Raw genomic sequence first — 16,620 nt, 5'->3', positions numbered from 1 at the left:
GATTACTGAACGATCGCCTCGAGGTTGGACTGCGCCGTCTGCAGCAGCGCCTGCGGGTCGCCGGTCTTCAGCGACTCGAGCTGCGCGTTGAAGTCGGTGATGACATCGGCGGCGCCGGCCATGTTCGGCGGGAACTGCGCGTACTCCGCTCCGGCGAGGAACGCCGTGAGGTCGGGGTTCGCGCTCGTCCATGCGTCGGCCGCGGACTGGATCGAGGGCATCGGGCCGAAGGCGGTCGAGAACGCCAGCTGCTGGTCGGTGCCGGTCAGGTACTCCACGAGGGCGCGCGCCTGCTCCTGGTTCCCGCTGTCTGCGGCGAGGCCCCAGCAGTTGGTGAACTGCAGCGTGCCCTTGCCGCCGGGGCCGGCGGGGAGCTCGGCGACGGTGTAGTTCACGTCGGGGTAGTCGGCCGACATCGCGCCGGTAATCCAGTTGCCCTCGATGACCATGGCGGCCTTCTGCGTGCCGAGCGCCTCTCCGCCCCAGCCCGCGCCGACATCGGACGCGAAGGCGAACGAGCCGTCGTTCAGGTGCGTCTTGACGTAGGTCAACGCCTCGACGTTCTCGGCGCCGTCGGCCGTGGCCTGCCCGTCGGTGACGAGGCCGCCGCCCGCTTGCGCCATGAAGGCGCCGACGCGCTGGTACTCGGCGCCGAAGGCGAGGCCGACGCGCCCGTCGGTGGTCAGACGCTGGGCGACGGATGCCAGCTGGTCCCACGTCGTGGGGATGTCGGCATCCGTGAGTCCGGCGGCCGTCCACAGGTCGGAGTTGATGATCAGCGCCAGCGTGGAGAAGTCCTTGGGGGCGCAGTAGAAGGATCCGTCGACCGTGAAGTTGTCGACCAGGGAGGGGTAGAAGTCGTCCTTGTTGGCGAGGTCGTCGCCGTAGGCGGCGATCGAACCGTTCGCCGCGTAGCCCGCGAGGGCCTCGGGGGCCAGGTAGAACAGGTCGGGCGGGGAGCCGGCGGCGAAGCCCTGCGAGAGCTGCTGGGGCAGGTCGTTGGCGGTCTGCACCTCGGCCGCGACGCCCGACTGCTCGCTCCACGCGGCGACGGCGTCGGTGACGGCCTTGGTCTCGGCGTCGCCCGAGGAACCGATGAGGATGCTCAGGCTGCCGCTGCCGGAGGCCTGGCCCTCGCCGGGGGTGTCGTTGAAGCCCGAGCCGCAGGCGGTGAGCGTCAGGGCTCCGGTGGCCAGCAGCGCGCCGGCGGCGAGCGCCGTGCGTGTGCGGGGGGCGGGCGTGTGCCGTGTCATGTGTCTCTCTCCTTCGATGAGGCATGCGACCCCTCCGCATGTGGTCGGAGGGCCGCCAGTTTGAACGTTCAAATGGCGGTCCCACAAAGGTACGAACACGTCGCGGCAGATGTCAAGAGCTTGTCGCCCGGCCTAGGCTGACGGTCTGTGGTCGGGCGCCGGACCCGTCGCAGCCGCCGATCACTCGGGAGCGACATCGTCCCGCACGGACCGGGATGGGAGGGGATGACATGGCGAAGGCGCCCACCGTCGACGACGTCGCCCGTGTCGCCGGCGTCTCGCGGCAGACCGTGTCGAACGTCGTGAACACCCCCGACATCGTGCGCGAGACCACGCGGCACCGGGTGGAGGCCGCGATCGCCGAGCTCGGATACCGCCCCCACGCCGCCGCGCGTCGGCTGCGGATCCGCCGCAGCTCCACCATCGGCATCCATCTCGATCCGTACGCCGGCGGCATCTCGGGCGTCGTGCTCGACCGCTTCGTGCACGCCCTCACCGAACGCGCGGGCGAGCGGGACATGCGCGTGCTGCTGTACGCCGCCCGTTCGCCCGAGGAGGAGATCGCCCGGCTCGGCGATCTGCTGGAGGGGGGAGAAGTGGATGCCGTGGTCGTCACCGGCACCTTCCACGGCGACCCCCGCACCGGGTGGCTGACGGCACGGAACCTCCCGTTCGTGTCGTTCGGCCGACCGTGGGGCGAGGACGACGTCGAAGCACCGGCGCACCTCTGGGTCGACGTCGACGGTGCGGCGGGAACGCGGGCCGCGACCGCGCACGCACTCGCCCGCGGCGGCGGGCACGTCGCCTTCCTCGGCTGGCCCGCCGGGTCGGGCACGGGGGACGAACGCGAGCGCGGCTGGCGCGAGACCGCGGGCGCGGGGCCGCGGTGGATTGTCGAGGAGAACGTGTCGGCGGCGCGCGACGTCGTGGCGGCCGGTCTCGTCGCCGACCCGGGGGTCACCGGAATCGTCTGCGCGAGCGACTCCCTCGCCATCGGCGCGCACCTCGCGACCTCGCTGGCCGGGCGCCCCGACATCACCGTCGTCGGCTTCGACAACACCCCCGCGGCCGAGGCCCTCGGACTCTCGAGCGTCGAGCAGTTGCCCGAGCGGGTGGCATCCGGAGCCCTCGACCTGCTGATGGGCGACGGCACGGTCGTCGCGCCCCGCGCGGCGGCGGCGGGCACGGCGCACGTGCTGGTGGAGCCGCGACTCGTCGTGCGGTGAGTTCGCGGGCGCCGGTGCGCCGCGGGGTGGGGCTGCGGCGTTCGGCCTGCGGAGGGGCGAGATCCCGCGGCACGCCGAGTGGGTCATTGGGGCAGGGGTTGTGCAGTGGGGCGGTCGCTGCGCGCCCCTGTGCACATTCGGTGCCCCGGACCGGCAACTCCGGCGTGTTTCGCGGCGTTTGGGGCGGGATCGGCGGGTTGGGGCGCGGGTATCTCGCCCCGAGTGGCGGTATCCGCCCCGAACCGGTGAGACCGGAAGCCGCGACGCGTGGGTGAGTGGGGCAGGGGTTGTGCAGTGGGGCGGTCGCTGCGCGCCCCTGTGCACAGTCGTTGCCCCGGAGTGGCGTAGCGGGGGTGTTTCGCGGTGTTTGGGGCGGGATCGGCGGGTTGGGGCGCGGGTATCTCGCCCCGAGCGGCGGTATCCGCCCCGAACCGGTGAGACCGGAAGCCGCGGCGCGTGGGTCAGTGGGGCACGGGTTGTGCAGTGGGGCGGTCGCTGCGCGCCCCGGTGCACATTCGGTGCCCCGGAGTGGCGTGGCGGGGGTGTTTCGCGGCGTTTGGGGCGGGATCGGCGGGTTGGGGCGCGGGTGTCTCGCCCCGAGCGGCGGAATCCGCCCCGAACCAGTGAGACCGGATGCAGCGGCGCCTGGGGTGGAGCCGTCGCGCGGGTGTCCCGCCCCGAGCGGCGGACCCCGCCCCGAACCAGTGAGACGCGGAACTCGCCCGAACCGGGTGAACGCGCGGACCGAGCGCCGCGCGGGTGCGGCGAGCCGGCGGGAGCGCGTCAGACGTGGCGGCCGATGCGACGCGCGAGCTCGGCGGCGGTGGTGGTCGCGGCGTCCGCGAGGGACGTGGCATCCCGTTCCGGACCGTCCGAGGGCCACGTGATCGCCACCGCGGCGGCGGGCCAACCGGCGTGGTCGAGCACGGCGGCGGCGACGGAGCGGAAACCGGGCGTGACCTCGCCGTCTTCGCGGGCGAAGCCCGCGGCGCGCACCTCGCGCAGCACCTCGCGCAGCGCGCGCGGGGTGGCGGGACCGGAACCGTGCCGCTGGGTCAGCGCCGTGGCATCCGGGAACGATGCCCGAACCTGCTCGCGGGGGAGGGCGGCCAGCATCGCGCGACCCGTCGCGGTGAGGTGCGCGGGCAGGCGCACGCCGACATCGGTGACGAGGGCGGGGCGCCGCGGAGCGCGCTCCTCGACGATGTACAGCACGTCGCGTCCCGCCAGCACGGCGAGGTGGGCCGACTCGCCGACCCGGTCCGACAACGCCGCCAGCAGCGGTCGACCCAGCCGGGCGAGGGGCTGCTGCCGGGCGTATCCGCCGCCCAGTTCGAACGCGGCCGTGCCCAGCCCCCAGCGGCGGTCGCCGGGCAGGTGCACGACGTATCCGTGCTCCTCGAGCGTGGCGAGCAGGTGGTACGTGCTCGACCGCGGGATGCCGAGGCTCGACGCGATCGATTGCGCCGCCATCGGCCCGGGTTGGCGCGCGAGCAGCGAGAGGATCCGCAGCGTCTGATCGGCGGCGGGGACCTGCGGGCGCGGATTGTCTGACATGACAGACACAGGATGCCAGAACCCTCTCGCCGCAGGCCATCCCTCGCGATGGAATCGGCGTATGGACGTCAGCATCACCGTCGGAGCAGCCCCCCTCACCCCCCGCGAGGTTGTCGATGTCGCGCGCCACGGCGCACGGGTCGTCATCGACGGTGACGCGCTCGGACGGGTGGAGGACACCCGTACCCTCATCGAGGGCCTCGCCGACGACCCGCAGCCGCACTACGGCATCTCGACCGGCTTCGGGGCCCTCGCCACGACCTTCATCGCCGAAGACCGCCGCGCACAGCTGCAGGCGAGCCTGATCCGCTCCCACGCCGCCGGCACGGGCGGCGAGGTCGAGCGCGAGGTGGTGCGCGCGCTGATGCTGCTGCGCCTGCAGACGCTCTCCACCGGTCGCACGGGCGTGCGCCCCGTCGTGGTCGAGACGTACGCGGCGCTGCTCAACGCCGGGATCACCCCGGTCGTCCACGAGTACGGTTCGCTGGGCTGCTCCGGTGATCTCGCACCGCTGTCGCACGTGGCGCTCGCCGTCATGGGTGAAGGCGACGTGCGCGACGCCGAGGGACGGTCGGTGACGGCCGCCGACGCCCTCGCCGCCGCGGGTATCGCCCCCGTCGCCCTGCGCGAGAAGGAGGGCCTCGCCCTCATCAACGGCACCGACGGCATGCTCGGCATGCTGCTGCTCGCCCTCCACGACCTCGAGACGCTGCTGCTGACCGCCGACGTGTCGGCGGCACTGTCGATCGAATCGCAGCTCGGGACGGATGCCGTGTTCGCGGCCGACCTCATGGCGCTCCGCCCGCAGCTCGGCCAGGCCGAATCCGCCGCGAACCTCCGCGCGTTCCTCGCGGGGTCGCCCATCGTCGCGAGCCACCGCGGCCCGGAGTGCACGCGCGTGCAGGACGCGTACTCGCTGCGCTGCGCCCCGCAGGTGCACGGCGCCGCGCGCGACACGGTGGAGCACGCCACCGTCGTGGCCGAGCGCGAGTTGGCGTCCGCGGTCGACAACCCCGTCGTCACCGTCGACGGCCGCGTCGAGTCGAACGGCAACTTCCATGGCGCGCCGGTGGCGTACGTGCTCGATTTCCTCGCCATCGCGGTGGCCGACGTGGCATCCATGTCGGAGCGCCGCACCGACCGTGCGCTCGATGCCGCGCGCAGCAACGGACTGCCGCCGTTCCTCGCGCACGAGGTGGGCGTGGACTCGGGCCTGATGATCGCCCAGTACGCCGCGGCGGGGATCGTGTCGGAGCTGAAACGTCTGGCCGTGCCCGCGTCGGTCGACTCGATCCCCTCGAGCGCGATGCAGGAGGATCACGTCTCGATGGGATGGGCGGGAGCCCGGAAACTCCGTCGCGCGATCGACGGGCTCGCGCGCGTGCTCGCCATCGAGGTGATGACCGGATGCCGTGCCCTCGACCTGCGTGCCCCGCTCCGGCCGGCGGCGGCTACCGGAGCCGTGCTCGACCTCGTCCGCACGCGTGTCGCCGGCCCCGGCCCCGATCGCTTCGTCTCGCCCGAGATCGAGGCCGTCACCGACCTCGTCGTCTCCGGATCCGTCGCGCGCGCCGCCGTCGCCCGGACGTCCCTCGCTCAGACCGCCCTCGCCTAGACCGCCCTCGCCCACACCGCCCGCCCACACCGCCCGCCCAGACCGCCCGCCCACGCCGCTTCCGCCCGGATCGAAGGAGATCACGCATGACCGACACGATGAACCCCTCGCCCGCGACCGCCGCCGATGGCGGAGGCGCCGACGCCCCGGCATCCCGTGGGCCCGTCCGCGCCGCGCGCGGCGACGTCCGCACCGCGAAGAGCTGGGGTGCCGAGGCCGCGAAGCGCATGCTGATGAACAACCTCGACCCCGACGTCGCCGAGCGTCCCGACGACCTCGTCGTCTACGGCGGCACCGGCCGGGCCGCCCGGTCGTGGGCCGCGTACGACGCGATCGTGCGCACCCTCGACGAGCTGGAGCCCGATGAGACGCTGCTCGTGCAGTCGGGCAAGCCGGTGGGGGTGTTCCGCACGCACGAGTGGGCACCGCGCGTGCTCATCGCCAACTCGAACCTCGTGGGCGACTGGGCGACATGGCCCGAGTTCCGCCGCCTCGAAGAGCTCGGTCTGACGATGTACGGGCAGATGACCGCCGGATCGTGGATCTACATCGGCACGCAGGGAATCCTGCAGGGCACCTACGAGACGTTCGCCGCGGTCGCGGCGTCTCTGGGTCGGGAATCGCTTGCGGGCACGCTGACCCTCACCGCCGGCTGCGGCGGCATGGGCGGCGCACAGCCGCTCGCCGTCACGATGAACGGGGGAGCGGTGCTCATCGTCGACGTCGATCGCACGCGCCTCGATCGCCGCGTCGCCCACGGCTACCTCGACGAGGTCGCCGACGACCTCGATGCGGCCGTCGAGCGGGTGAGCGCCGCGCGCGACGCGGGTGAGGCACTGTCGGTCGGGATCGCGGGCAACGCGGCCGAGGTGTTCCCGGAACTGCGGGCGCGCGGCATCCGGATCGACATCGTCACCGACCAGACGAGCGCCCACGACCCCCTGTCGTACCTGCCCGTCGGGGTGTCGGTCGACGAATGGCAGGCCGAGGCCGCGCGCGACCCCGAGGACTTCACCCGGCGTTCGCGAGAGAGCATGGCCGCGCACGTGCGGGCGATGGTGGAGTTCCAGGATGCCGGTGCCGCGGTGTTCGATTACGGCAACTCGATCCGCCGCGAGGCCGAGCTCGGCGGCTACGACCGCGCGTTCGCGTTCCCCGGCTTCGTGCCGGCGTACATCCGCCCCCTCTTCGCGGAGGGGAAGGGACCGTTCCGCTGGGTGGCGCTGTCGGGCGACCCGGACGACATCGCCAAGACCGACCGCGCCGTCGCGGAGCTGTTCCCGGAGGATGCCGCCCTTCACCGCTGGCTCGACAAGGCCGGAAAGCAGGTGAACTTCGAAGGACTCCCGGCGCGCATCTGCTGGCTCGGCTACAAGGAACGTCACCTGGCGGGCCTGAAGTTCAACGAGATGGTCGCCTCCGGCGAGCTGGCAGGTCCCATCGTCATCGGTCGCGATCACCTCGACGCCGGTTCCGTCGCCTCGCCCTACCGCGAGACCGAGGCGATGGCCGACGGATCGGATGCCATCGCGGACTGGCCCCTGCTGAACGCCCTGCTCAACACCGCCAGCGGGGCGTCGTGGGTGTCGATCCACCACGGCGGCGGCGTCGGCATCGGCCGCAGCATCCACGCCGGTCAGGTCTGCGTCGCCGACGGCACGGAGCTCGCCGCCGAGAAGCTCGCGCGCGTGCTCGTCAACGACCCCGGCACCGGGGTCATGCGGCACGTGGATGCCGGCTACGACCGCGCCCGCGAGGTCGCCGTCGAACGCGGTCTCACGGTGCCGATGTGGTGAGCGGTCCTGCCCCGACCGGAGCCGATGCCGTGAGCGGTTCCGTCGGCGCCGCGGACACGTTCCTGCTGACCGGTATCGGCGAGCTGACGACCAACGTCGCCGCCGACGGCGACCCGTGCGGCACGATCCACGACGCCGCGGTGCTCGTGCGGGACGGCCGCATCGCGTGGACGGGCAGGGCGACCGATGCCCCGGATGCCGCGGCATCCGGCACCGATGCCCGCGTCCGCGTCGTGGACGCAGGCGGCCGCGCCGTGATTCCTGGCTTCGTCGACAGCCACACCCACCTCGTCTTCGGGGGCGACCGGGCGGAGGAGTTCGCCGCGCGGATGGCGGGGGAGCGGTACGCGGCGGGAGGGATCCGCACGACGGTGGCGGCCACGCGGGCGGCGACCGACGACGAGCTGCGGACGCGTCTGGCGGCGCTCGTCGCGGAATGCCGGGCGCAGGGCACCACGACCCTGGAGGTGAAGACCGGATACGGTCTCGACGTCGAGACCGAGGCGCGTCTAGCGCGGCTCGCCGCCGAGGTGACCGACGAGGTGACCTTCCTCGGGGCGCACGTCGTCGCCCCCGACCACACGGGCGGCGCGGAGGCGTACGTCGACCTCGTGGTGGGTGACATGCTCCGCGCGGTCGCGTCGCGTGTGCGGTGGATCGATGCCTTCTGCGAAGAGGGCGCCTTCACCGCCGATCAGTGCCGGAGGGTGCTCGAGGCGGGTCGGGCGGCGGGTCTCGGCATCCGGGTGCACGGCAATCAACTCGGTTTCGGACCCGGGGTGCGGCTCGCGGTCGACCTCGGAGCCGCCGCGGTCGATCACTGCACCTTCCTCTCCGACGACGACGTCGCGGCGCTCGCCGGATCGGACACGGTGGCCACCCTGCTCCCGGGTGTGGAGTTCTCGACGCGTCAGCCCTACCCCGATGCGCGCCGACTGTTGGACGCCGGTGTCACGATCGCCCTCGCCAGCGACTGCAATCCGGGCTCGAGCTTCACCAGCTCCCTGCCGCTGATGATCGCGCTCGCGGTGCGCGAGATGGGGATGACGCCGGCCGAGGCGGTCTGGGCGTCGACCGCGGGCGGCGCGAGGGCGCTTCGCCGCACGGACGTCGGGGTGATCGCGCCCGGGACGCGGGCCGATCTCGTCCTGCTCGACGCGCCGTCGCGCGTGCACCTCGCCTACCGACCCGGTGTGCCGCTCGTGCGTCGCGTGTGGAAGGACGGCGAGGAGTGGCGAGGGGCGGGTAGGCCCTAGGAGCAGGGGGCGGCGACCGCCTTGGCGAACCCGCCCGTCTGGTAGGCGAACTGGTAGATCCACTGTCCGAGATCGAGCGAGGTCGGCACGTCGACCACGGTCACCTGCGCCTCGGCGCACTGCGCCGCGATGAAGCGCGTCCGGCTCACGTGGGGGGTGAAGGTGATGACGACGGCGCTCGCCTCGGGACCGTACCGTGTGTTCAGCAGCGCCATCTCTCCCGCGGTCGTGAAGGGGTCGGGGTGCCCGCAGGTCACGTACCGCTCCTGGCAGACGCTCAGCTTCGCCGCCGACTGCTCACCTTCCGACGGGACCGAGATGAGGAGGTCGTCGGCCACCCCCTCACTGCGGAGCCGCTCGGCGAGGGCGATCCGCCCCTCGGTGGGAGGGCCGATCACGTAGATGACGTCGGCACGCGCGGGCGGCGCGGCGGCGGCGGGGTAGACGTAAGCCGGAATCATGATCGCGAGTCCCGCGACGGCCATCGCCAGAACGAGCGAGACGGCGATCACCCAGCCGCGGCGGCGGCGGGTGCGCGGCAGGGTCAGCGAATCAGTGGCCACGCCCGGCTCCGAGGCGGTCGACCTGCAGGCGCCGTTTCGCGAAGCGGTCGATCGGGGACGGCAGGGTGAAGACCCCCGAGATCGAGCCGACCGCGCGGCGGATGAGCAGGGCCGTCGTGACGACGAGTGCCGTGAGCAACACGGCGGCGAGAGACCCCGGCACCAGCTCGACGGGGAGGACCGCGACCGCGAGGGCCAGCAGCAGCGAGTTGAGGACGTAGATCGGCAGGGTGCGCGACCCGAGTGCACCGACGGCCCTCCGAGCGATCGGCGAACGCGCCAGCATGACCGCGATCGAGACTCCGAAGGATGCGCCCACGACGCACAGCGCCACGCGGAACACGCCCTGCAGCGGCAGGAAGGGCAGCACGGCCGTTCCCGCGGCGAGGGCAGCGCCCGTTCCCAGCAGCCACCACACGTTGACGCGGCGGGCGAACGCCTCGATGATCTGTCGGCAGAGGACCCCGGTCATGAACAGGGCGAAGTACGTGCCGACCGACCGCCACGTGTACGACGAACTGACGGTGACGATGCCGGTGGCGAAGAGACAGGCGACGCCGAAGGCGATGCCGAGCTGGGCGACCCGCGGGAGGCGGCGGAGCACCCAGGCGGCGACGGTGTAGAGGATCAGCGCGTAGAGGAACCACAGGCCCGACCACGGGAGGTACAGCGCCGTCGCCAGATCCCCGACCGGTGAGGTCAGCGGGTCGAACGGGCGGGGCACGAAGAGGAACCATGCCCACCAGATGATGCACCACAGCGCGTAGAGGTAGACGAGGAGCGCCAGGCGTTTCCAGAAGAGGGAGGCGAAGCTCAGACGCGCGATCGCGGAGGACGCGAGCAGACCCGACACGAGGAAGAACAGCGGCATCCGGAACGTCGACAACGCGGCGGTCACCTGCACGAGCGCGTCGACCTGCCACCCGGTGGCATCGAGGAACTGGATGGAGTGATGGAAGACGACGAGGGTGATCGCGATGCCGCGTGCGACGTCGATCCACGCGATCCTCTGCGCGGGCGCAAGAGTGCTTTCGGGAGTCATGACCGTTCCTCAGGTTCCGCCGCATGCGCCCGTCGGGGTCACCGCGCGGCACAGACGACCGCGTCGGGTGTCAGACAGTTCTACCAGACGAATGTTCGCCGCGATGACCCGGCAGATGTCGGCCGGATGACGAAACGCTGATTCCGCACGCGCATTCCCCGCGGCGACCGGGGGATCCGAAGGTGGTGTCAGCGTCGACGGTGCGTCCCGGGCGGCGGCCTGTCCGGGACGCACCGTGGCGGCGGTGCGGGCGCCTAGGGCGTGTAGAGGTCGAACTCGTCGGGCGGTGTCGCGTCGACGTCGTCCCAGGTGCCGTCGTGCCAGGTGAAGACGGCCACGGCGCAGGTCACCATGCGTTCGTCGCGACCGGCCAGTCGCGAGACGAGCGAGGTCATGCCGGGATCGTGTGCGACCACCATCACCTCGTCGACACCGCCGGCCCGGGCGGCGTCGAGCAGACCGTCGGGTGCGGCGAGATAGAGCTCGGGCTTCTCGATGACCTCGACCTCGAACGTCTCCGCGAACGCCTCGGCCGTCTGCCGCGCGCGGAGGGCCGTGCTCGACAGGATCACGGCGGGGCGCACCCCCGCGCGTTGGACGGTTCGCGCGATCGTGGGCGCATCGCGCCGCCCGCGGTCGTTGAGGGGACGGTCGTGATCGTCGAGGCCTTCGTCGGCCCAGTCGGACTTCGCGTGGCGCGCGAGGATGAGTTGGATCATGGTCTTTCCGCCAATCCAGCGAGGAGTTCGAGAACGCAGAGCGCGGCGAGTCGTACGGTGCGGGCGTCGGCGGTGTCGGCCGTGGCATCCACCTCGACGATGTCGGCGCTGGCGACGAGCGGGTCGCGGGCGATGCCGCGCACCAGTGCCCGCAGCTCCCACGCGGCGAGCCCGCCCGGAACGCTGGCCGGGCAGCCGGGCGCCACGGAGCGATCGCACACGTCGACGTCGATGTCGAGATGGATGCCGCCGGGCGCACCCGGTCGGCCGGGTGCGGGGGGCGGGGCGGTGTCGCCGTGGACCGTGAGGGGCGCTGCGGCGCGGCGGGGATCCGGTGCATCGCCGTCTCCCTCGCTGCGGACGTCGGCGCCGTGGCCCCCCGCGCCGCGGAGACCGTCCGCGCCGCCTCCCGCGATTCGCAGGGCGGCGGTGACGACTTCGTCGACGCCGCGGCGACGGACCTCGTCGAGTGTGATGACCGTAATGCCGGCGTCGAGCGCGCGTCGGGCGTACGCCGCCGAGTTGGCGAAGTCGGCGATGCCGATCTGCACGACGCGCCGGGGATCGAGTCCTTCCGCGAGCAGTCGCCGAACGGGCGAGCCGTTGGATTCTCCGTCGCGCAGGTCGAAGTGGGCGTCGAGGGTGATCAGCCCCTCTGCCCGGCGACCCTGTGCCACGGCATAGGTCGCGGAGTTGTCGCCGCCGAGGGCGATCAGCAGCCGGGCCGAAGCGAGCTCGTCCACGGCGGCCCGAACGCGCGCCTCGCCCTCGCGCCCGTCGGGCTCCTCCACGTCGCCGGCGTCGGCGATGCGGAGCGCGGCGTTCAGGTCGAGCGGCGGTGGGCCCATGATCGTGGGGGAGTACCGGCGAAGGGCCTCCCGCACCGCGGCGGGGGTTTCGCCCGCGCCGGTCGGCGACAGCGAGGTGCGCCACGCGGGGACGCCGAGCAGGACGGCATCCGGTGCCTCTTCGCCGGTCGGCGTGGGCCAGGCCCCCGCACGCGGCCAGAGCGGATCCACCGAGAGCGCGCTCATGCGCCCACGTAGACCCAGGCGCTCAGACCGCTCGTCAGGACGACCGAGATGCGGCGCGATCCCGACATCAGGTATTCATCGGCCGCGTCGAGTTCGTCGGGGCTCAGGCGCACGACCTGGCCGAAGACACGGTCTCGCGGGTCGCCGGTGTGGCGCAGGACGCGGCGTCGGTGGGCGGGCGCGGGCGGTGCGGCCCGCTCGTCGCCGCTCTCTCCGTCGTCGAGGCGGAAGGCGGGCAGGGTGTCGTCTTCACCGTGGAGGAGGCGGCCGAATGTGTCGAGTTGCACGTCGGGCGTCTGAAGGACCCCGTAGGTGAAAAGGGACTCCACGGTCCCCGAACCGTCGCTCACGACGCTCAGAGTACTCACCCGCCCGCGGCGCACGGGGTTGCGACGCGGGGCCCTTCGTTTACCGGCCACGACGACGCTCATGAGCCCCATACGAGGTGGGCGACGGTGAAGATCACCAGGCCGGCGAGGGCTCCGACGATCGTGCCGTTCAAGCGGATGTACTGCAGGTCGCGGCCGACCATGAGTTCGATCTTCTCGGTGGTCTCTTCGGCATCCCACCGCTCGACGGTGTCGGTGATGATCGACGCGATGTCGTGGCGGTAGCGTCCGACGACGAAGACGGCCGCGTCGGTCACCCACCCGTCCACGCGCTTCTGCAGCGTCTCGTCGCGCTGCAGGCGTGCGCCGACCTCGGCGAGGGCGGCCGAGGCACGTCGCCGCAGCCCGCTCTCGGGGTCGGCGAGCGAGCGCAGGAGCCCCGTCTTCGCGGTGTTCCAGGCGTCGGCGGCGAGCTGGCGCACCCGTGGGCTGTCGAAGACGGCCGCTTTCGCCTCTTCGAGGCGCACCATGGTGGCCGGGTCGTTCTGGAGGTTGTCGGCGAGTCGCGAGAGGTAGCCGTCGATGGCGCCGCGCGCCTGGTGTCGCGGATCGGCGCGGACGGCGTCGACGAACTGGACGGCCTCGCGGTACACGGTGTCGTCGACGAGGCGGGTGGCGACTCCCGGCACCCACGCCGGAAGACGCCGCGACACGAGACCCTGGAAGGTGTCGCGGTTGTTGCCGAGCCACACCGCGATGTTGTCGAGGGCGAGATCGACCGCGCCGTGATGGGCGCCGGAGTCGACGACCCGCTGGAGCCATCCGCCGATCGACGGGCCCCAATCGGGCGACAGCAGGTGCTCGCGCGCGAGGTCTTCGATGAGGCCCTGCACGTCGTCGTCGTCGAGGGCGGTGAGGATGCTCGATGCCAGCGTGGCGGCCTCGGCGGCGACGCGATCGGCGTGCGAGGGCTCGGCGAGCCAGGCACCCGCGCGCGCCGAGAGGGGCGTGGACTCGAGCTTGGCCCGCACGACGTCACCCTCGAGGAAGTTCGTCTCGACGAACTCGCCCAGCTGGCGACCGATCTCGTCCTTGCGTCGGGGGATGATCGCCGTGTGCGGAATCGGCAGCCCGAGGGGGTGCCGGAAGAGTGCGGTGACCGCGAACCAGTCGGCGAGGGCACCGACCATGCCGCCCTCGGCGGCCGCGCGGACGTACTGCAACCACTCGACCTCGCGCTGCAGCGAGAACGAGATCGCGAACACGATCGCCATGCCGAGCAGGGCGCCCAACGCGACGCCCTTCATCACGCGGAGAGCGCGACGGCGCTCCTGGTCGGCGGGGCTCAGTGCCGCCGTCGCCGTGCGGGCCATCAGGCCGTCACCGGTCCGAGCCACGCGGACGCGGCGGTCGAGTGGGCCGATTCGGCGTCGGACGGGTGGAACATGCCGGCGAGCACGTCTCGGTAGAGACGACTGAGCTCGTTGCGGGTGAAGTAGGCGGCGCCGCCTCCGACGAGGATCGCGTCGTCGACGACGTCCTTCGCCGTGATGACCGCGCGGTGCTTCACACCCGACAGCAGCGAGAACCACCGCGGACCGTGGTCGGCGAGGTCGTCGACGTCGCGCGCGAGCGACGCGAGCTGCGGGGGGAGGGCCTCGTAGGCCAGAGCCATGTCGGCGACCCTCCAGCGGATGTCGGGATCGTTCGCGTAGGTCGTGCCCGTCTTCTTCGACCGCCGCGAGGTCGCCGCCTCGACGGCGAGGTCGAGCGCGCGCCGCGCCACACCCGTGTAGACCGAGGCCAGGAGGATCTCGAAGACGGCGAAGATGCCGAACACGAGCGGATCGGGTTGCGGGCCGGGGTCGATCCGTCTGACGACACGTTCGGCGGGGGCGTGTGCCCCGCGGAGCTCGGTCGTGCGGCTCTGCGTGCCGCGCATGCCGAGCGTGTCCCAGTCGTCGCGCGTGACGACCGCGTCGCTGCGGTCGAGGAAGGCGAAGACCATCTTCGGTCCGTCGGGCGAGCTGGAGTCGAGCCCGTGCACGCCGAGGTGCTGCCACACGGGGGACAGCGAGGTGAAGATCTTGGTGCCCGTGAAGGTGTACCCGCCCTCCGCATCGGGCTCGGCGACCGTGTCGCTGCCGAACAGCACGAGGTCGTTGCCCGCTTCGCTGATGCCGAAGGCGAACACGTCGCCGGCCGCTGCGGCCTCCTCGACGAAGGCGAGGTCGTCGATGCCGCGGTCGCGCAGCACCTTGGCGACGCCCGTCCACACGAGGTGCATGTTGACCGCGAGCGCCGTCGCCGGGGCCGCGCCCGCCAGCCGCTGCTGGAGCAACGACGCCTCGGCGAGGCTCAGACCCGCGCCCCCGGCGGCCTCCGGAACGAGGATGCCGAGATACCCCGCCGCGCGCAGCTCGTCGAGGTCGTCGTGAGGGAAGGTGTTCTCGCGGTCGTGCACCGCCGCCCGCTCGTGGATGCGCGCGAGGAGATCGTCGGGCAGATACCGAGCCGGATCGAACGAGGTCATGGCATCCATTCTGCTCGGGACCGCCGACATCGGGCCCGGGGGTGACAGCGGCCTCGCAGGAGGTCGACTTGCTCGCAGGATGGGGGCGCCTCGCTGCGGGATCCGGACGTTTCTGCGACATCCGGGTGCTCGTGCGAGACGCGACGCGTCGGGCCGGGGGCTGATCGCCGGCCGCGCACCCGCTTCGCGTGCCCTACAAGCGCGCCGCGCGCTCAACCCACGGCGCTCAGCCCAGCGCGCTCAGCCCGGGGCGCTCAGCCCAGCGCGTCGAGCAGAGCCGCGACCGCCGCCTCGGGCCGATCCCGGTGCGGGGAGTGCCCGGCGCCCGCGATGACACGCATCGTGACCATCGTGTTGCGCAGCACCTCGGCGGCGAGGTCGCCCGTGAAGATCGAATGCACCGCCGGGTCGGCGCCGATCACGTGGGTGGGGACCTCCAGCGCGGCCGCCGCGTCCCGCACATCCCACTCGGCGTTCTGCAGGCTCGTCTGCTCGACCGCCCAGCGGCTCGCGCGCCGCGTGGCGCGGGCCTTCAACTCCACATCGATCGGATGCCACTCGGGGTGCGCCGCCCGTACCGCCTCGATGCTCGGTTCGGCGAACGCCTGCTCCTGGCTCACCCGCACGATCTCGCGGTCGTCGTCCGACAGGGCGATGGCCGGGTCGATCAGGATGAGTCGCCGCGTCCACCCGGCCCCGCCCGCCGCCGCGATCGTCGCCGCGGCGCCGCCCAGCGAGTGTCCGACCACGGCGTCCCACGGGCCGTTGCCCTCCGGGGTCGTCGCGACGAGGTCGGCGGCGTACGCGGCGAGGGTGTAGTCCAGGGCGCGTGGTGCGACGCCGTGACCGCGAAGGTCGACCGCCACCGCGTGCCAGCCCGCATCGGCCAGGGCGGTGCCGTACCGCCACATGAGGGCGCCGTCCGAACCGAGGCCATGGGCGAGCAGCACGCGAGGGGCGCCGGGGGAGCCCCACGACAGGCGGGGGAGGGTCACGGGTGCGGGCATGGCATCCATTCTTCCGTCGCGAGACGGGGTGCGCGGACCCGCGGCGGCGGATCGCCCCCAGAATGGATGCCATGATCTCGACCGAGATGGCTCAGGCGCTCCGCGCGGCGGGACTCGTGTGGCATCCGCGATCCGGCGACCGCTTCCAGCTGGATGAGCCGGAGTTCGAGGCCGACGTCTTCACGGTGAGCGACATGACCATCGAGCCTCGCGACTATCCGACCGGACGCATCCTCGCCTTCAACGGCACGACCGAGTGGGCTCTGGATTCCGTCGCGACCGAGGACGCGCTCTGGCTGCCGTCCGAGTCGCAGTTGCGCGAGCTGCTGCGGGCGACGTTCCGCTCGCTCCGCCGGCTGTCCGACACCTACGAGGTCGAGATCTCGATCGGCGGGGCGACGCTGGTGTTCGATCACCCGGCGCCGGCCGACGCTTATGCGCTCGCCGTGCTCGAACTGCTGCGCCGTACGCACTGACACCCGCGCGCGACGGCGTCCGAGGCGACGCGGGGTGTGCCCGGGGTGCGTGGTCCGGGGCGGATCCGAGTGTTCGGGGCGGATCCGAGTGTTCGGGGCGGATCTGGGCGGTTGGGGCGGGATTCGCGCGCCCCGAGGTGCCGATTCCGCCCCGGGAATACGACGGCGGCGACGAGAACGGCTCCCTCGAGATGGCCCGCGCCGGGGGGGGGGG

General features: G+C 72.5%; 15 protein-coding genes. 5 read left to right on the top strand and 10 right to left on the bottom strand.

Annotation, left to right across the window (positions count from 1 at the left end; all coding sequences use genetic code 11):
- Positions 1 to 2: 2 nt before the first annotated feature.
- On the bottom strand, positions 3 to 1,253 hold the full coding sequence (locus QRO03_RS02185) for a sugar ABC transporter substrate-binding protein (protein WP_285135892.1): 1,251 nt from the start codon (positions 1,251 to 1,253) through the stop codon (positions 3 to 5).
- A 230-nt stretch (positions 1,254 to 1,483) separates the two neighbouring features.
- On the opposite strand from QRO03_RS02185, the gene QRO03_RS02180 reads away from it, so the two are divergent.
- The gene (locus QRO03_RS02180) at positions 1,484 to 2,479 is read left to right on the top strand and encodes a LacI family DNA-binding transcriptional regulator (protein ID WP_285135891.1); all 996 of its coding nucleotides are present in this window, start codon (positions 1,484 to 1,486) and stop codon (positions 2,477 to 2,479) included.
- 783 nt (positions 2,480 to 3,262) lie between these two features.
- Here QRO03_RS02180 and QRO03_RS02175 read toward each other — a convergent pair.
- Positions 3,263 to 4,036, bottom strand: a complete 774-nt coding sequence (locus QRO03_RS02175) for an IclR family transcriptional regulator (protein ID WP_285135890.1) — start codon at positions 4,034 to 4,036, stop codon at positions 3,263 to 3,265.
- A 61-nt stretch (positions 4,037 to 4,097) separates the two neighbouring features.
- Here QRO03_RS02175 and hutH point away from each other — a divergent pair, with 61 nt between their 5' ends.
- From hutH to hutI, 3 genes are all read left to right on the top strand, one after another.
- Complete coding sequence (hutH, locus tag QRO03_RS02170; protein ID WP_285135889.1) at positions 4,098 to 5,651, top strand: histidine ammonia-lyase; 1,554 nt, start codon at positions 4,098 to 4,100, stop codon at positions 5,649 to 5,651.
- An 86-nt stretch (positions 5,652 to 5,737) separates the two neighbouring features.
- Positions 5,738 to 7,447 carry a urocanate hydratase gene (gene hutU / locus QRO03_RS02165; protein WP_502882995.1) on the top strand — a complete coding sequence of 570 codons (1,710 nt, stop codon included), beginning with the start codon at positions 5,738 to 5,740 and terminating at the stop codon, positions 7,445 to 7,447.
- A gap of 29 nt (positions 7,448 to 7,476) precedes the next feature.
- Entirely contained in the window at positions 7,477 to 8,703 is a 1,227-nt protein-coding gene (gene hutI / locus QRO03_RS02160; protein ID WP_285135888.1) for an imidazolonepropionase, read from the top strand.
- Here hutI and QRO03_RS02155 read toward each other — a convergent pair.
- The 8 genes from QRO03_RS02155 to QRO03_RS02120 all read right to left on the bottom strand — a co-directional run bounded on the left by QRO03_RS02155 (position 8,700) and on the right by QRO03_RS02120 (position 15,930).
- On the bottom strand, positions 8,700 to 9,266 hold the full coding sequence (locus tag QRO03_RS02155) for a YdcF family protein (protein ID WP_285135887.1): 567 nt from the start codon (positions 9,264 to 9,266) through the stop codon (positions 8,700 to 8,702). The two genes, hutI and QRO03_RS02155, sit on opposite strands and share 4 nt — an antisense overlap.
- Positions 9,256 to 10,308: an acyltransferase family protein gene (locus QRO03_RS02150; RefSeq protein ID WP_285135886.1), complete on the bottom strand. Its 1,053-nt coding sequence runs from the start codon at positions 10,306 to 10,308 to the stop codon at positions 9,256 to 9,258. The genes QRO03_RS02155 and QRO03_RS02150 overlap by 11 nt, the downstream gene beginning before the upstream one ends.
- 254 nt (positions 10,309 to 10,562) lie before the next feature.
- Entirely contained in the window at positions 10,563 to 11,027 is a 465-nt protein-coding gene (locus QRO03_RS02145) for a SixA phosphatase family protein (protein ID WP_285135885.1), read from the bottom strand.
- A complete protein-coding gene (locus QRO03_RS02140; protein WP_285135884.1) occupies positions 11,024 to 12,061 on the bottom strand; it encodes an arginase family protein in 1,038 nt (345 codons plus the stop codon). Before QRO03_RS02140 ends, QRO03_RS02145 begins: the two co-directional genes overlap by 4 nt.
- Entirely contained in the window at positions 12,058 to 12,411 is a 354-nt protein-coding gene (locus tag QRO03_RS02135) for a gamma-glutamylcyclotransferase family protein (protein ID WP_285135883.1), read from the bottom strand. Before QRO03_RS02135 ends, QRO03_RS02140 begins: the two co-directional genes overlap by 4 nt.
- 77 nt (positions 12,412 to 12,488) lie before the next feature.
- Positions 12,489 to 13,763: a DUF445 domain-containing protein gene (locus QRO03_RS02130; RefSeq protein ID WP_285136433.1), complete on the bottom strand. Its 1,275-nt coding sequence runs from the start codon at positions 13,761 to 13,763 to the stop codon at positions 12,489 to 12,491.
- Entirely contained in the window at positions 13,763 to 14,923 is a 1,161-nt protein-coding gene (locus tag QRO03_RS02125; RefSeq protein WP_285135882.1) for an acyl-CoA dehydrogenase family protein, read from the bottom strand. The genes QRO03_RS02130 and QRO03_RS02125 overlap by 1 nt, the downstream gene beginning before the upstream one ends.
- Before the next feature lie 254 nt (positions 14,924 to 15,177).
- Positions 15,178 to 15,930, bottom strand: a complete 753-nt coding sequence (locus QRO03_RS02120; protein WP_285135881.1) for an alpha/beta fold hydrolase — start codon at positions 15,928 to 15,930, stop codon at positions 15,178 to 15,180.
- Between the two features lie 71 nt (positions 15,931 to 16,001).
- Between QRO03_RS02120 and QRO03_RS02115 the strand changes: the two genes are divergently transcribed.
- Positions 16,002 to 16,406, top strand: a complete 405-nt coding sequence (locus QRO03_RS02115) for a pilus assembly protein CpaE (RefSeq protein ID WP_285135880.1) — start codon at positions 16,002 to 16,004, stop codon at positions 16,404 to 16,406.
- Positions 16,407 to 16,620 lie beyond the last annotated feature (214 nt).

It is taken from the genome of Microbacterium sp. lyk4-40-TSB-66, assembly GCF_030209475.1.
In the GTDB taxonomy this organism is placed as follows: Bacteria; Actinomycetota; Actinomycetes; order Actinomycetales; family Microbacteriaceae; genus Microbacterium.
The sequence above is the reverse complement of the archived record's forward strand: the minus strand, read 5'-3'. Positions and strand labels throughout refer to the sequence as shown.

Excerpts from the sequence above, each read along its gene's own strand:
- QRO03_RS02180 (WP_285135891.1), top strand. The coding sequence starts at position 1,484 with ATGGCGAAGGCGCCCACCGTCGACGACGTCGCCCGTGTCGCCGGCGTC.
- QRO03_RS02130 (WP_285136433.1), bottom strand. The coding sequence starts at position 13,763 with ATGGCCCGCACGGCGACGGCGGCACTGAGCCCCGCCGACCAGGAGCGC.
- hutH (WP_285135889.1), top strand. The coding sequence starts at position 4,098 with ATGGACGTCAGCATCACCGTCGGAGCAGCCCCCCTCACCCCCCGCGAG.
- QRO03_RS02115 (WP_285135880.1), top strand. The coding sequence starts at position 16,002 with ATGATCTCGACCGAGATGGCTCAGGCGCTCCGCGCGGCGGGACTCGTG.
- QRO03_RS02120 (WP_285135881.1), bottom strand. The coding sequence starts at position 15,930 with ATGCCCGCACCCGTGACCCTCCCCCGCCTGTCGTGGGGCTCCCCCGGC.
- QRO03_RS02145 (WP_285135885.1), bottom strand. The coding sequence starts at position 11,027 with ATGATCCAACTCATCCTCGCGCGCCACGCGAAGTCCGACTGGGCCGAC.
- QRO03_RS02185 (WP_285135892.1), bottom strand. The coding sequence starts at position 1,253 with ATGACACGGCACACGCCCGCCCCCCGCACACGCACGGCGCTCGCCGCC.
- QRO03_RS02150 (WP_285135886.1), bottom strand. The coding sequence starts at position 10,308 with ATGACTCCCGAAAGCACTCTTGCGCCCGCGCAGAGGATCGCGTGGATC.
- hutU (WP_502882995.1), top strand. The coding sequence starts at position 5,738 with ATGACCGACACGATGAACCCCTCGCCCGCGACCGCCGCCGATGGCGGA.
- QRO03_RS02140 (WP_285135884.1), bottom strand. The coding sequence starts at position 12,061 with ATGAGCGCGCTCTCGGTGGATCCGCTCTGGCCGCGTGCGGGGGCCTGG.
- QRO03_RS02125 (WP_285135882.1), bottom strand. The coding sequence starts at position 14,923 with ATGACCTCGTTCGATCCGGCTCGGTATCTGCCCGACGATCTCCTCGCG.
- QRO03_RS02175 (WP_285135890.1), bottom strand. The coding sequence starts at position 4,036 with ATGTCAGACAATCCGCGCCCGCAGGTCCCCGCCGCCGATCAGACGCTG.